General features: G+C 68.5%; 16 protein-coding genes and 1 pseudogene. 12 read left to right on the top strand and 5 right to left on the bottom strand.

The window, feature by feature from the left end; genetic code table 11:
• Positions 1–35 precede the first annotated feature (35 nt).
• The 6 genes from sufC (at position 36) to ON41_RS17485 (ending at position 4,898) form a co-directional block, all read left to right on the top strand.
• On the top strand, positions 36–812 hold the full coding sequence (gene sufC / locus ON41_RS17510; RefSeq protein ID WP_040748698.1) for a Fe-S cluster assembly ATPase SufC: 777 nt from the start codon (positions 36–38) through the stop codon (positions 810–812).
• Position 813: 1 nt separating this feature from the next.
• Positions 814–2,076 (top strand): cysteine desulfurase, encoded by a 1,263-nt coding sequence (locus ON41_RS17505; RefSeq protein WP_040748697.1) that lies wholly within the window; start codon positions 814–816, stop codon positions 2,074–2,076.
• A gap of 3 nt (positions 2,077–2,079) precedes the next feature.
• Positions 2,080–2,577, top strand: coding sequence for a Fe-S cluster assembly sulfur transfer protein SufU (sufU, locus tag ON41_RS17500; protein WP_040748696.1), 498 nt, complete (start codon positions 2,080–2,082; stop codon positions 2,575–2,577).
• Positions 2,570–2,926, top strand: coding sequence for a metal-sulfur cluster assembly factor (locus tag ON41_RS17495; protein WP_040748695.1), 357 nt, complete (start codon positions 2,570–2,572; stop codon positions 2,924–2,926). The genes sufU and ON41_RS17495 overlap by 8 nt, the downstream gene beginning before the upstream one ends.
• A gap of 67 nt (positions 2,927–2,993) precedes the next feature.
• Positions 2,994–3,356, top strand: coding sequence for a hypothetical protein (locus ON41_RS17490; RefSeq protein WP_157185515.1), 363 nt, complete (start codon positions 2,994–2,996; stop codon positions 3,354–3,356).
• Positions 3,357–3,560: 204 nt separating this feature from the next.
• Entirely contained in the window at positions 3,561–4,898 is a 1,338-nt protein-coding gene (locus ON41_RS17485; RefSeq protein ID WP_040748693.1) for an MFS transporter, read from the top strand.
• 5 nt (positions 4,899–4,903) lie between these two features.
• On the opposite strand, the gene ON41_RS17480 is transcribed toward ON41_RS17485, so the two are convergent.
• Positions 4,904–5,944 carry an isopenicillin N synthase family dioxygenase gene (locus ON41_RS17480; RefSeq protein WP_040748692.1) on the bottom strand — a complete coding sequence of 347 codons (1,041 nt, stop codon included), beginning with the start codon at positions 5,942–5,944 and terminating at the stop codon, positions 4,904–4,906.
• A gap of 170 nt (positions 5,945–6,114) precedes the next feature.
• On the opposite strand from ON41_RS17480, the gene ON41_RS17475 reads away from it, so the two are divergent.
• From ON41_RS17475 to ON41_RS17455, 5 genes and pseudogenes are all read left to right on the top strand, one after another.
• Positions 6,115–6,537: a DUF4189 domain-containing protein gene (locus ON41_RS17475; protein ID WP_040748691.1), complete on the top strand. Its 423-nt coding sequence runs from the start codon at positions 6,115–6,117 to the stop codon at positions 6,535–6,537.
• Positions 6,538–6,706: 169 nt separating this feature from the next.
• A pseudogene (gene warA, locus ON41_RS39120) lies at positions 6,707–7,291 on the top strand (16S rRNA (adenine(1408)-N(1))-methyltransferase WarA); the annotation flags it as partial.
• A gap of 124 nt (positions 7,292–7,415) precedes the next feature.
• Complete coding sequence (locus tag ON41_RS17465) at positions 7,416–7,715, top strand: DUF6285 domain-containing protein (RefSeq protein ID WP_040748690.1); 300 nt, start codon at positions 7,416–7,418, stop codon at positions 7,713–7,715.
• Positions 7,712–8,710, top strand: a complete 999-nt coding sequence (locus tag ON41_RS17460; RefSeq protein WP_040748689.1) for a phosphotransferase family protein — start codon at positions 7,712–7,714, stop codon at positions 8,708–8,710. The genes ON41_RS17465 and ON41_RS17460 overlap by 4 nt, the downstream gene beginning before the upstream one ends.
• 8 nt (positions 8,711–8,718) lie before the next feature.
• Positions 8,719–9,981, top strand: a complete 1,263-nt coding sequence (locus tag ON41_RS17455; protein WP_040748688.1) for an acyl-CoA dehydrogenase family protein — start codon at positions 8,719–8,721, stop codon at positions 9,979–9,981.
• Between the two features lies 1 nt (position 9,982).
• Here the strand turns inward: ON41_RS17455 and ON41_RS17450 are convergent, their stop codons facing one another.
• The 3 genes from ON41_RS17450 to ON41_RS17440 are packed head-to-tail and all read right to left on the bottom strand — an operon-like array spanning position 9,983 to position 12,539.
• Positions 9,983–10,654 carry a methionine ABC transporter permease gene (locus tag ON41_RS17450; protein WP_040748860.1) on the bottom strand — a complete coding sequence of 224 codons (672 nt, stop codon included), beginning with the start codon at positions 10,652–10,654 and terminating at the stop codon, positions 9,983–9,985.
• 2 nt (positions 10,655–10,656) lie between these two features.
• Positions 10,657–11,670 carry a methionine ABC transporter ATP-binding protein gene (locus ON41_RS17445; protein ID WP_040748687.1) on the bottom strand — a complete coding sequence of 338 codons (1,014 nt, stop codon included), beginning with the start codon at positions 11,668–11,670 and terminating at the stop codon, positions 10,657–10,659.
• On the bottom strand, positions 11,667–12,539 hold the full coding sequence (locus ON41_RS17440; RefSeq protein ID WP_040748686.1) for a MetQ/NlpA family ABC transporter substrate-binding protein: 873 nt from the start codon (positions 12,537–12,539) through the stop codon (positions 11,667–11,669). Before ON41_RS17440 ends, ON41_RS17445 begins: the two co-directional genes overlap by 4 nt.
• A gap of 130 nt (positions 12,540–12,669) precedes the next feature.
• Here ON41_RS17440 and ON41_RS17435 point away from each other — a divergent pair, with 130 nt between their 5' ends.
• Complete coding sequence (locus ON41_RS17435; RefSeq protein ID WP_051161743.1) at positions 12,670–13,548, top strand: MetQ/NlpA family ABC transporter substrate-binding protein; 879 nt, start codon at positions 12,670–12,672, stop codon at positions 13,546–13,548.
• A 61-nt stretch (positions 13,549–13,609) separates the two neighbouring features.
• Here ON41_RS17435 and ON41_RS17430 read toward each other — a convergent pair whose 3' ends face one another.
• The gene (locus tag ON41_RS17430) at positions 13,610–14,092 is read right to left on the bottom strand and encodes a hypothetical protein (RefSeq protein ID WP_040748858.1); all 483 of its coding nucleotides are present in this window, start codon (positions 14,090–14,092) and stop codon (positions 13,610–13,612) included.
• Positions 14,093–14,156: the final 64 nt, after the last annotated feature.

The following is a 14,156-nucleotide window of genomic DNA, read 5'->3' as shown; positions in this document are numbered from 1 at the left end:
GCTTTTGGCCGGGAACCACAGCCCAAAGGAAATAGATGACCACCCTCGAAATCAAGGACCTGCACGTCGAGGTCGCCAACCCGGACGAGTCCGGGGAGCCGATCAAGATCCTCAAGGGCGTGAACCTCACCGTGAAATCCGGTGAGACGCACGCCATCATGGGCCCCAACGGCTCCGGCAAGTCCACCCTCTCCTACGCCATCGCCGGCCACCCCAAGTACACCGTCACCCAGGGCACGATCACCCTGGACGGCGAGGACGTCCTGGAGATGTCCGTCGACGAGCGGGCGCGGGCCGGGCTGTTCCTCGCCATGCAGTACCCCGTCGAGGTGCCGGGCGTCTCCATGTCCAACTTCCTGCGCACCGCCGCCACCTCGGTCCGCGGCGAGGCCCCCAAGCTGCGGCACTGGGTCAAGGAGGTCAAGGAGTCGATGTCCGAGCTGGAGATCGACCAGGCCTTCGCCGACCGCTCGGTGAACGAGGGCTTCTCCGGCGGCGAGAAGAAGCGCCACGAGATCCTGCAGCTGGGTCTGCTCAAGCCGAAGATCGCCATCCTCGACGAGACCGACTCCGGCCTGGACGTGGACGCGCTGCGCATCGTCTCCGAGGGCGTCAACCGCTACAAGGAGCGCGAGAACGGCGGCATCCTGCTCATCACCCACTACACCCGCATCCTGCGCTACATCCAGCCGCAGTTCGTGCACGTGTTCGTGGGCGGCCGCATCGTGGCCGAGGGCGGGCCGGAACTCGCCGAGGAACTGGATGCCAACGGGTACGTGCGTTTCACACAGACAGCAACCGCAGGAGCCTGATATGACCGCAACGGTGCCGCAGCCGCGCACGCTCGATGTCGCCAGGATCCGGGCCGACTTCCCGATCCTGAGCCGCACCGTGCGCGACGGAAAACCGTTGGCGTACCTGGATTCCGGAGCGACCTCGCAGCGCCCGCTGCAGGTGCTCGACGCGGAGCGGAAGTTCCTGCTCGAGCACAACGCCGCGGTGCACCGCAGCTCGCATCAGCTGGCCGAGGAGGCCAACGAGGCGTACGAGGGTGTGCGCGCGGCGATCGCGTCGTTCGTCGGGGTCGGCGCCGACGAGATCGTCTACACCAAGAACGCGACCGAATCGCTGAACCTGGTCGCCTACGCGTTCTCCGACGACCGCTTCCCGCACCGCCTCGGCCCGGGCGACGAGATCGTCATCACCGAGCTGGAGCATCACGCGAATCTCGTGCCCTGGCAGGAGCTGGCCCGCCGCACCGGCGCCCGGCTGCGCTGGTACGGGGTGACCGACGACGGCCGCATCGACCTGGACTCGCTGGATCTGTCCCCGGCGACCAAGGTGGTCGCGTTCACGCACACCTCCAATGTGACGGGCGCGGTCGCCCCGGTGGACGAATTGGTCCGGCGCGCCAAGGAAGTCGGCGCCCTGGTGGTGCTCGACGCCTGCCAGTCGGTGCCGCACGCCCCGGTGAACTTCCGCGAGCTCGGCGTCGACTTCGCCGCGTTCTCCGGCCACAAGATGCTCGGCCCCTCGGGCGTGGGCGTGCTGTACGGCCGGCGCGCGCTGCTGGAGCAGACCCCGCCGTTCATCACCGGCGGCTCCATGATCGAGACCGTCTACATGGACCACAGCACCTTCGCCCCGCCGCCGCAGCGGTTCGAGGCGGGCTCGCAGATGATCTCCCAGGTCGTCGGGCTGGGCGCGGCCGTCGAGTATCTCACCGATCTCGGCATGGACGCCGTTGCGGCCCACGAGCATTCGCTGGCGGGCGCGGCCCTGGAGGGCCTGGGCGCGCTGGACGGCGTCCGGATCATCGGGCCGACGGAGAATGTGGAGCGCGGCGGCGCGGTGTCGTTCGTCGTCGACGGCGTGCACGCCCACGACGTCGGCCAGATCCTGGACGACGAGGGCGTCGCGGTCCGCGTCGGCCACCACTGCGCCTGGCCGCTGCACCGGCGCTTCGGCATCGCCGCCACCGCCCGCGCGTCGTTCGCGGTGTACAACACCCCGGACGAGGTCGACCAGCTGATCGCGGCCGTGCGGAAGGCTCAGAGCTTCTTCGGAGTTGCATAGATCATGCGCATGGAGCAGATGTACCAGGAAGTGATCCTGGATCACTACAAGCATCCGCACGGTCGCGGGTTGCGGGAGCCGTTCGGCGCCGAGGTGCACCACGTCAACCCGACCTGCGGTGACGAGGTCACCCTGCGCGTCCACATCGACGACAACGGTGACGTCGCCGACGTCTCCTACGACGGGCAGGGCTGTTCGATCAGCCAGGCCGCCACCTCGATCCTCACCGACCAGGTCGTCGGCCTGCCGGTGCAGCAGGCGCTGAAGACGGTCGACTCGTACAGCGAGATGATCTCCAGCCGCGGCACGGTCGAGGGCGACGAGGAGGTCCTCGGCGACGGGGTCGCACTGGCCGGTGTGGCCAAGTACCCGGCGCGCGTGAAGTGCGCCCTGCTGGGCTGGATGGCGTTCAAGGACGCCGTGGTCCGGATAACCTCGGCAGAGGAGTCCAAGCTCGTGATGGGCAACGCTACGTCGGAGAATGGTGAGCACCATGAGTGAGACACCCGCGCAGGAGCAGCAGCTGTCCGCCGAGGAGCTGGAGCAGCTCGAGAACATCGAAGAGGCGATGCGCGACGTCGTCGACCCCGAGCTGGGGATCAACGTCGTGGATCTCGGCCTGGTCTACGGGCTGCGGATCGAGGACGACATCGCCGTGCTGGACATGACCCTGACGTCGGCGGCCTGCCCGCTCACCGACGTCATCGAGGACCAGTCGCGCAATGCCCTGGTGCGCAGCGGCCTGGTCGAGGATCTCAAGATCAACTGGGTCTGGATGCCGCCGTGGGGTCCGGACAAGATCACCGAGGACGGCCGCGAGCAGCTGCGCGCCCTCGGCTTCACGGTCTAGTCCCGGGATATCGGTTGCCGTCCGCGAGGGTGACGCGGGCCCGCCGGCGCTCCAACGGCGCGCGGCGATGAGCGGCCCCACGCGGCTGAGCTGGATAGGTCCGTTCGTGGGCGGCGTGGCGGCGGTGCTGACCGCACCGCTCGCCGCGGCGGTCGTCGCTATCGTGTACCGCTTCCCCGTTCCGTTCGGCGAGTACGCGCGCGGGCTGGAAGATGCCGGGACCGCGGCGCTGGCCAGCGTGTTCTATCTGATGTTCGGTGGCGTGCTCGTGCTGGCGGTCGGAGGCACGGTCGCCGGGTGGATCGTGCAGCGTTCCGCCGGAACCGATTCGGCACGGGTGGGCTGGGCCAGCCTGGCCGCCGCGTTCGGCGTCGCCCTGGTGTGTGCCCTCCTGCTGGCCACACTCGAATTCTTCATCGGCCCTTGGTGATCGCCGCCGAGCAGCGCCACGGTAGCGTCCGGGCGCAGCCGCAGCCTGCCGTCGCGTATCAGGTGCTGCCCGTAGGTGCGTGGCCGACCGCTTTTCCGTCCGGCTCGGTGGTGCTGCTGGAATCTGGCTGATCTCAACCCTTCTGACCGGCGCGGCACGACCCTATTCTCGCTCGGCGAGCACTACGCCGAGAGAAGGGCCACCATGTCGTTGCTGGACACCGCGCCGGCCGTCCAGCGCGAAGGCGAACGCGCGGAGCGGCTGAGCGCCACCGAGACCCGGACCGCCGTGGCGGCGAGCCTGATCGGCACCACCGTCGAGTGGTACGACTTCTTCCTCTACTCCACCGCCGCGGGCATCGTCTTCGACAAGCTGTTCTTCCCCAACAGCAGCGCGTTCGTCGGGACCATGCTGTCGTTCGCGACCTTCGCCGTCGGATTCCTCATGCGTCCCATCGGCGGGCTGGTATTCGGGCACATCGGCGACCGCATCGGCCGCAAGCGCACCCTCGCCTTGACGATGGCGATCATGGGCGGCTCCACCGCGCTGATGGGCGTGCTGCCGACGAGCGCCGCGATCGGCGTCGCCGCCCCGATCCTGTTGCTGGCATTACGTATTCTTCAAGGCTTCGCGCTGGGCGGGGAGTGGGCGGGCGCGGTGCTGCTGGCGGTCGAGTACAGCCCGCGCCGGAAGGTCGGGGTGTTCGGCAGCTATCCGCAGATCGGGCTGGCGCTCGGGCTCGCGCTGGGCACCGGCGTCTTCGCGCTGCTGCGCACGACTCTGAGCGAATCGGCGTTCCTCGACTACGGATGGCGAATCGCGTTCGGCGCCAGCGTGGTTCTGGTCGTGATCGGCCTGGTGGTGCGGCTGAAGATCGACGAAACGCCCGCGTTCCGGGAGGTCGACCGGCTCAACCGGATCTCGAAAGTGCCCGCGGTCGAACTGTTCCGGAACGCGCGCACCCGGCGCAACACCGTGCTCGGGCTGCTGTCGCGGTGGGGTGAGGGCGCGGCGTTCAACACCTGGGGCGTCTTCGCGATCAGCTTCGCCACCGGGCATCTGGGGTTCCGGCAGGTGCCGGTGCTGACCGCGGTCACGATCGCCGCCGTGGTGATGGCCGTGCTCATCCCCGTATCCGGTTGTCTCACCGACCGATTCGGGCCCCGGCGGGTCTACATCACCGGGATCGCCGCCTACGGTGTGCTCGTCTTTCCCGTGTTCGCGCTCTTCCAGGCCGGGAATATCGTGGTGTTCACCCTCGCGATCGTCGCGGTGTTCGGTGTGGCGCACGCGCTGTTCTACGGCGCGCAGGGCACCTTGTACGCGGGCCTGTTCCCGCCCGAGGTGCGGTACACGGGACTGTCTTTCGTGTACCAGGTCTCGGGCATCTATGCCTCGGGCATCACGCCGATGATCGTCACCGCGCTCATCGCCGCGGCGGGGTCGACCCCGTGGCTGGCGTGCGGATATCTGGTGGCGACGTCCGTGGTGAGCGTGATCGCCACGCTGTTCATCAGCGAAGAAGACCGCCTGACCGGCTGATTCCGTCAGCGCCGGTCGTCCGCCGCCAGTACCCGGGCAGCCTCCCGATCGGCCTTCGTATTCGGTTGCAGCGCACGCGAACCCGCGAGCTTCGCGCGAATATGATCGGCGATCGTGGTCGGCTCGTAGGCGCTGCCCGCGCCGATACACGACGGCAGCGTCTCGATCACCGCGTCGATATTGCCGTCGTGGAAATACGCGGCGCTGCGGCGTCTCTCGATGGCGCCGTTCACGATCGGCGGCCGCACCCGGTGCAGCGTCGACATCCACCGGTCATTGGTCCAGCGCGCCATGAGGTCGCCGAGATTCACCAGCAGCGCACCGTCCGCGGGCCGCACGTCGTGCCAGCGCCCGTCGGCGGACAGCACCTGCAATCCGGGAACCTGGTCGGCCCACAGCACCGTCACGATCCCGTAGTCGGTGTGCTCGCCCATGCCGGTGAGTTCACCGTCGAGGTCGATCGCACCCGGCGGCAGCGCGTAGTTGTTCATGCGCAGCACGTCGAGGGAGTGGTCGGTGTACCGGTCGAAATAGCCGGGCGGCAGTGCCAGCGCGTCCGCGAAGATCGTGGTCAGCACGCGCGCCACCCGCGCCGCCTCGGCGAAGTACGCCTCCACCGCCGGGCGGAACTCCGGAATCTGGCCGGGCCAGAGATTGTCGGCATAGTCGGCGGCCGGGAGATCCAGGCCCGGATAGCGATCCGCGGTGACTCCGACATTGAAGGCCTCGAAGAAGTCGTTCATCCGATCGGCCGCCCGCACACCCAGGCTCAGGCTGAGATTCTCGCTCTGTGGCGGTGAGTATCCGCGATTGATCTCCGGCGGCGTCCGGTAGTGCTTCTTGGCCTCGAGGTCGAGCGCGAAGAACGCGTCGAGGGCCGTGGCGAACTTCGTGATCACCGCGTCCGGGATGCCGTGGCCGACGATCTGCATGAACCCGACCGTACCGGCGGCCGTGTCGATCTGCCGGGCGACCGTGGCGCGCTCGACGTCGGACCCGGAGCCCGTGTACGAGGCGATATCGATGGTCGGCACATGGAATTCCATGGGACTGGCCCCTCTCGATCGGGCGGTGATCATCGACGATAGCCGCTGACCGGGGAGGTGGCGCGCCGAGCCGAGCCGGGGGCGGGAAGTGGCGGATAGTGGACAGACCCGGCCGCCGTGGAGAAGGATCGCCTAGTCAGGTTGCCTTCACGAACGGAGTGGAACTCTTTATGTCCTTGGTATCCAGGGCGGCCGCCGTGCTGGCCGGTGTGGCGCTCGCGGGGTTCGGCGTAGCCGGTCCCGCGTCGGCCGCCGGACCTCTGCACGGCGCGATCGCGCTGTCCGACAGCACCGGAACGGTGGCGTCGGCGGTCAACTACAACGACGCCGGGCCCGCCGACGCCGCGGCCAACGCGCACTGCGGTGTCGGTGACTGCCGCGTCGTGCTGCACTTCACCGACGGCTGCGGCGCCGTGGCGCAGGGCGCCGACCGCAAGGTCGCCGTCGGCTGGGGCCCGACCAAGGTGGAGGCGGAGAAGCAGGCCCGCGACGTGCTGGGCCTCACCGCTCCGCCGTTCCCGGACCTGGGCAGCGCCAGCCCCCGCCCCGCCCAGATCGTGCTGAACGCCTGCACGTCCAACGCGGCGGGCTGAGAGTTGTACGCGCTTCGGCCGGTCCGGGTTTCCCGGGCCGGCCGAAGTCGTTCGGGGGAAAATCGGATGCGGTCGTGTCGCCGCATTGGCTAGCGTGGCGGGCATGAGACTCGTGTGTGGCAAGAAGATACGGGACGTGGACGTCGGTTAAGCCGAACGACTTCTCGGCGGGTACCGGACGGTGCGCGTCGATATGGGCACCGGTGACGGACGCGCGGTCCTCGCCGCCGCGGCGGCCGACCCGAAACTCCTGGTGATCGGCGTCGACGCCCACGCGGCCGGAATGACCGAATCGTCGCGCCGTGCGCTGCGGTCCCGCGACGGCCTGCCCAACGCGCTGTTCGTCGCGGCCGCGGTCGAGAACCCGCCGCGGGAACTGCACGGGATCGCCGACGAGGTGACGGTGAACTTCCCGTGGGGCTCGCTGCTGCGCGGCCTGCTCACCGCCGACGCCACGGTACTCGACGGACTGACCCGGCTGATGAAACCCGCAGCGGCACTGCGCATCCTGTTGTCGGTCACGTCCCACGACGGCCTCCCCGGCCTGCCCCCGATCGACGACGCCGCCGCCCTGTGGGCCCTGGCGCCCCGTTTCGCTGACCACGGCCTCACGATCGAGACCGTCACCCCGGCTGGAGCGGCAGATGTCGTCGCGGCGGGTTCGAGCTGGGGTAAGCGCCTGAGAGGCGGTGCTCACCGTCCCGTGTGGCGAATCTCGGCGACGCGCGCCGAGCCCACCGAGCGCGCGGGATGATGCGCTTCGTACCGCGAATCAAGACGGGAAGACCTCGCTGAGTGCGGGTTCCGGGCGCGGAACATACTGAGCCGTCGCGCATTTCGTGTCATGCTGGGGTTGCGGGCGCGAGGAAGGGCCGGAGATGCAGTATCGACCGTCGGCGACGGAGTTGTTGGATACGCTGGCCGAGCTGATGAGTGAGGTGCTGCTGCCGGAGTTGCCGGACGCACTGCAGCACCGGGCGCGGGTGGGCGCGAATGTGGCGCGGATCCTGCGCCGGGAACTCCAGCAGGGGCCGGGCGCGGTGGAGCGGGAGCGGGAGTTGCTGGCCGTGGCGGAGTCCGCCGGTTCCGAGGAGGACCGGTGGCGGGCGCTGGTCGAGATCGTGCGGGCCGATCTCGTCGTGTCCAAGCCGGGATACGACGCGTGGGAGGGCGAGTGAACGCCACTATCTGCACCGGGCTCGGCCGATTTCTGACGACGGAGATCGGCAGTCCGGTGGCGGTCTCCAATGTGCGGCAGGTGTCGGCGGGGGCGCGCCGCCGCACGCTCCTGTTCGACGCGCGGGAACACGGGTGCACGCGGCGCCTGGTCGCGACGATCGTGCCCGCCGCCGTGGAACGCATTCCGGTGAACGCGGAGGCCGAGGTGCGGGAACTGGCCCGCATCCACGGCGTCCCCGCCCCGGAGGTGATCGGCGTCAGCACCGATACCGGCTTTATCGGCGCCCCGTTCCTGATCTCCGAGCACATGGACGGGGAAACGGTGCCGCGCAGGGTGTTGCGGCTGGTGCACGCCGCCGGAATCGGCGAGCGGACGGCGTACCAGCTGGGCCAGGCCATGGCGCGACTGCACCGCGTCGATCCGGCGGTCGCGCCCGGCGAACTGCCCGGGGCGACGGCCGCGGATCCGGCCGCCGTGGAGCTGGCGGACGCCGAGCGCGGCGTCCGCGCCCTGCTGCCCGACCGCCCGGTATTCGCCGCCGCGCTGCGCTGGCTCAGGGCGCGGGTGCCGTCGCCGCCGGAGCGAAAGGTGCTGCTGCACAACGATATGCGCAACGGCAACCTGATCGTGGACGGCGACGGCCTGCGCGCGGTACTCGACTGGGAGGGCGCCCAGCGCTTCGGCGACCCCATGCGCGATGCCGCGTGGGCGGCGCTGCGCATGTGGCGATTCGGCCTGGACTCCGCCGAATTCGGCGGCTTCGACGGCCGCGAGCCGTTCGTGCGCGGCTACGAGACCGCGGGCGGCCGTTTCGATCCGGACCGGTTCCGGTGGTGGAAGGTCCTGTGCACCCTGGGCTGGGGCGTGGGGCTGGCCGGCCAGGCCGCCGCCCATCTCGACGGCACGGTTCGCGATATCGTCATGGCGGCCAGCGGTAGGCGCATACCGGAGATCGAGTGGGATCTGCTCATGCAGATAAAACCCGAAAGCTAGGAGCGGCAGTGGATTTCGACCTTCCCGTAGAACTGGTCGGCTATCTGGCCGAACTGGACGAGTTCATCGAGCGGGAGATCGTTCCCCTGGAGGAGGCCGACGACAACAGCCGGTTCTTCGACCATCGCCGCGAGAACGCCCGCACCGACTGGGAGCGGGGCGGGCTGCCCAGCGCCGACTGGGAGGAACTGCTGGCCGAGGCCCGCCGCCGGGCCGATGCCGCCGGGCACTACCGCTACGCCTTCCCGCGCGAGTTCGGCGGGCGCGACGGCACCAATCTCGGCATGGCCGTGATCCGCGAACATCTGGCCCGCCGCGGCCTGGGCCTGCACTGCGATCTGCAGAACGAGCACGCCGTCGTCGCCAACAATGTCGGGCTGCTGCTGATGCTGGAGTACGGCTCGTCGCAGCAGCGGTCGGAGTGGGTGGACGGCCTCGCCGCCGGGACGAAATTCTTCGCGTTCGGCATCACCGAACCCGAACACGGCTCCGACGCCACCCATATGGAGACCACCGCCGTGCGCGACGGCGACGACTGGATCATCACCGGCGAGAAGACCTGGAACAGCGGCATTCACGCGGCCGACGCCGACCTGATCTTCGCGCGCACGGCGGGCGCGCCGGGCGAGGCGGCCGGGATCACCGCCTTCCTCGTGCCTACCGAGACAAGGGGTTTCACGGTCGAGGAATACCTGTGGACGTTCAATATGCCGACCGACCACGCCCGCGTCACACTGCGGGACGTGCGGGTGCCGCGTAGCGCGGTCTTCGGCTGCGAGGGCCGGGGCCTGGCGGTGGTCCAGCACTTCTTCAACGAGAACCGGATCCGCCAGGCCGCCTCCAGTCTCGGTGCGGCACAGTACTGCATCGATCAGTCGGTGGCATATGCCAAGCAGCGCAAGCCGTTCGGCACGCCGCTGGCCGAGCAGCAGGCCATCCAGTTCCCGCTGGTGGAACTGCACACCCAGTGCGAGATGTTGCGCGCGCTGATCCACAAGACCGCGTGGACCATGGACCGGCACGGCACCTTCGCCGCCTCCGAACAGGTCTCGATGTGCAACTACTGGGCCAACCGGCTGTGCTGCGAGGCCGCCGACCGCGCCATGCAGGTGCACGGCGGCCTCGGCTACTCCCGGCACCGGCCGTTCGAGCACATCTACCGCCACCACCGGCGGTACCGGATCACCGAGGGGGCCGAGGAGATCCAGATGCGCCGGGTCGCGGGATACCTGTTCGGCTTCCTCACCTCGCGGGCCCCGAAAGGCGTGTAGCTCAGCGGCGCAACACCTTTCGCGCGAGATAGTTACCGGCGAACTGCACGCCCTGCACACCGGCGACGATGATGAGCGTCGCCACCAGCGTCACCTGCCAGTCGAAGCGCTGATAGCCGTACACCAGGGCGAAGTCGCCGAGCCCGCCGCCGCCGACGGTGCCCGCCATGGCCGACATGTCGACGATCGCGATCACCACGAACGTGTAGCCGAGCACCAGTGGGCCCAGCGCCTCCGGGATGAGCAGGGTGAGGATGATCCGCAGCGGCCCCGCGCCCATCGACCGCGCGGCCTCGATCACTCCCGGGTCGACGGTCACCAGATTCTGCTCCACGATGCGCGCGATACCGAACGAGGCGGCCACGATCATGACGAACGCGGCGGCGTCGGTGCCGATCGTGGTCCCGACGACCTGCAATGTCACCGGTCCCAGCGCGGCCAGCAGGATGATGAACGGGATCGGCCGCACCACATTCACCAGCACGTTGAGCAGGACGTGGATCGGCGCGTTGGCCAGCAGTCCGCCCTTGCGGGTGGTGTAGAGCGCGGTGCCGAGAACCAGGCCGATCACCCCGCCGACCACGAAGGTGACCAGCACGAGATACAGGGTGGTGCCGATGGATTCGGTCAGCACCGGCCGCAGCTTGTCCCAATCCGTCTGTGCGGCAGCCAGTGTCACGCGGTCCTCCGCTCCAGATCGTCGATTACCGTCGCCACCGCGTCGTCCGGGCCGTCGAGTGCGAGGGTGATACTGCCGAAGGTCTTGTCCTGCAACGAACTCACGCCGCCGTAGACCACCTCGAACCGCACGCCGGAGCGCGCCGCGGCGGTGAGCGCCGCGCCGACACCGCGATCGTCGTCGATATCGACGGTGACCAGGCGGCCCGGGTGACGTTCGCCGAGGCGCCGCAGTTCGTCGGTGCCCGGCTTGGTGTGCAGCACGGTCTCGATGAAGGTACGGGTGGCCTCGGCTTGCGGCGCGGCGAAGACGTCGAAGGTGTCGGCCAGTTCGACGACGCGGCCCTCGGCGAGCACCGCGACCCGGTCGGCGACCGCCCGGATGACATCCATCTCGTGCGTGATGACCACGATGGTGACGCCCAGCTCCCGGTTGATCTTGCGCAGCAGCCGCAGCACCTCGCCGGTGGTCTGCGGATCCAGTGCCGAGGTCGCCTCGTCGGCCAGCAGCAGCGACGGCGAGGTCGCCAGCGCCCGGGCGATGCCCACCCGCTGCTTCTGCCCGCCCGACAGCTGGTCGGGGTAGCTGCGCGCCTTGTCCGCGAGGCCCACGAACTCGAGGAGTTCGGTCACCCGCGCCTTGCGCTTGGCGCGCGGCCAGCCCGCCACCTTCAGGGGGTATTCGACATTGCCGGCCGCGGTGCGCGAGCGGAACAGGTTGAACTGCTGGAAGATCATGCCGATATCCCGGCGCAATCCGCGGACGCGCGCCTCCGGTACGCCGGTGATCGGTGTCCCCGAGACCAGCACGGTTCCGGACGTCGGCTTCTCCAGGCCGTTGATCAGACGCACCAGCGTGCTCTTGCCCGCGCCGGAATAGCCGATGACACCGAAGATCTCGCCCAGCTCGATGCGCAGATCGATATCGTCGAGCGCGGTGTGGCGCTGCTTGCCGACGGTGAAAACCTTCGTGACGGAACGGAATTCGACGGCCGGTGGGTCCGCGCTCACTTCTGTGCTCGGATGCCGTCCTGCACCCGCTGCAGGATCTGCTGGACCTCGGGGCCGGTGCGCCGCACCTCGACCGCGGTGTTCTTGGTGATCTCGGCGTGGGCTCGCTGCACCTCCGGGTCGTGCCAGAGGTCGACGATCGTCTGGTAGACCGGCTTGTCCTTGTCGTCGGCCCGCGTCACGACCACGTTGATGTAGGGCTCGGCCGCCGGGTCCTTCGGGTCGTCTTTGAACAGCGCCGCGTTCGGGTCCACCCCGGAACGCTCCAGGAACGTGTTGTTGATGACCGAACCGTCGACCGAGTCCAGCGACAGCGCCGTCTGCGCGGCGTCGACGGTCGTCACCTTGACCTTGGAGGCGGCCTTGTCGACGTCGGCGGGGGAGGGCTGCGCGACGCCGGGGGCGAGTTTGACCAGGCCCGCCTTCTGCAGCACGTTCAGCGCCCTCGCTTGATTGGTGGGGTCGTTGGGAATCGCGATCTCGCCGCCCTGCGGGATCTCGCTCACCTGCTTGTGCTTCTTCGAATACAGCCCCAGCGGCACGATATAGGTGGCGCCGACCGGTGTCAGATCGTCGTTGTTGGCGACGTTGTACTGGCCCAGGAATTGCAGGTGCTGGAAGAGGTTCACGTCGATCTGCTGCTGCGACAGAGCGAGATTCGGTTGCTTGTAGTCGGAGAAGTTGGTGATCTTCAGCGTGATCCCCTTCTCCTTCGCCTTCTGCTCGAACACGTCCCAGGAATGGTCGCGATCGGTGGTGCCGATCCGGACGACATTGTCGGAGGACGCGTCACTGCCGCCGCAGGCCGTGAGGGTGAGGGCCGCGGTCAGCGCCAGTACCAGGGTCGCCGGTACCCGATGGAATTTCACTCGTGCTCCCGAATGCTTGTCGCGATGTAACCCGGCAATCCAAGCGACAGCGAGCGGGGGAGGACAACGGTTGCGCTTGTGGTGAGCGAAACCCTCGCCGCCGCGCCGGCCCGAGGCTAGGTTGCCGACAATGCGACTTCTGCGCCGTTTTCCGGCGATTACCGTCCCGATCGCCCTGGGCGTATTCCTGGCGGCGCTCCTGACCTCCTGTGGCGCGGAACACTCTTCGGATGTGGTGCGCGTCGGCGTGAACGATCTCGCGCTGCCGCACTGGGAGGTATTGCGGAAAAAGGCCGCGGCGCAAGGCATCACGGTCGAATACGTGAACTTCACCGATTACAATCAGCCGAATCCCGCACTCGCGCAAGGACGGATCGACCTCAACAAATTCCAGCACATCCGTTATCTGGCGAATTACAACGCGCGCAACGACGACACCCTGGTGCCGATCGGCGCGACGGAGATCTTCCCGCTGACCCTGTACTCGGAGAAGCACCGGTCGGTCGCGGATATCCCGGCGGGCGGGCGGATCACGCTGAGCAACAACCCGGCCAATCAGGTCCGCCCGCTGCTGGGGCTGGCGGCCGCCGGGCTGATCGTGCTGAAAGGCGGCGCGACCTGGGATTCCAAGATCGAGGACGTCGACACCGGCGCGTCGAAGATCCGGCTGACGACGATCGACCCGACGCTGACCGCGCAGTCCCTCGACAGCGTGGACGCGGCCTTCGTCGACGACACCTTCGCCCGCCAAGCCGGCCTGGGCCACGACCAGGTCATCTTCACCGACGATCCGCAACGTCCCGAACTACGCCAGTACATCAACGTCTTCGCCGCCCGCGCCGCCGACAAGAACGACCCGAAACTCCTCGCGGTAGCCCGCCTCTACCACGACCCGGAGGTCGAGCAAGCCGTGCGCGCCGAGGCGGGCTACGACGGCATCTTCAAGACCGACGACCCCGCAGACTTGGAGGCCGCGCTGCACGAGCTGGAGGGCCGGTTCCGGAATTGATCCGTGCGCCCGACGGTCGGTCGATCTCATTTTTCCGGCATGCTTTTGGCCGGAAACGAATTCAGTGCGTAGGCAACCGCTCGGTGGACCCCTCCGCCAAGGCCTTCCGCACATTGCCGATGCCGAACCGCACCCCGGCGCCGTAGACATCGTCATCCAGCACATCGGCGCGCGTCTCGGCCATCTCCACATGACGCCGCGACGCCTCGAATGCCCCCAGCCGCCGATAGTTGTCGGCCAGATTCAGATGCAACGAAGGATAGAACCCCGCCACACTCAACGACGAATGATGTTGTTGCGCACGGTCGTCGGTCAGCGCATCGGCGGCGTCCAGGGCACGCACGTCCCAGGTCAGCGCCTCGGCCGCGTGCTCGCACACATCCGCGAGGTAGTGCGCGAGGGTACAGCGGTGCAGCGGATCCCCGGCGGCGCCGATCGACTCCCACAACCCCAGTAACCGCTCCCGGGCAGCGGCCGCATCGCCCTGCCGCCCGAGCACCACCGCCTCGTTGATCGCCGTCATCGTCGCATCGGTCGTCGTCATGTCGATCACCGTAGCGCCGGGCACCGACAAGTCCGCCGGTGTCGGAAAAGCACTGGCCCGCCGA

It is taken from the genome of Nocardia transvalensis NBRC 15921, assembly GCF_000308875.1.
Classification (GTDB): Bacteria; Actinomycetota; Actinomycetes; order Mycobacteriales; family Mycobacteriaceae; genus Nocardia; species Nocardia transvalensis.
Note: the sequence above shows the minus strand (reverse complement) of the source record. Positions and strands in the feature narration are given on the sequence as shown.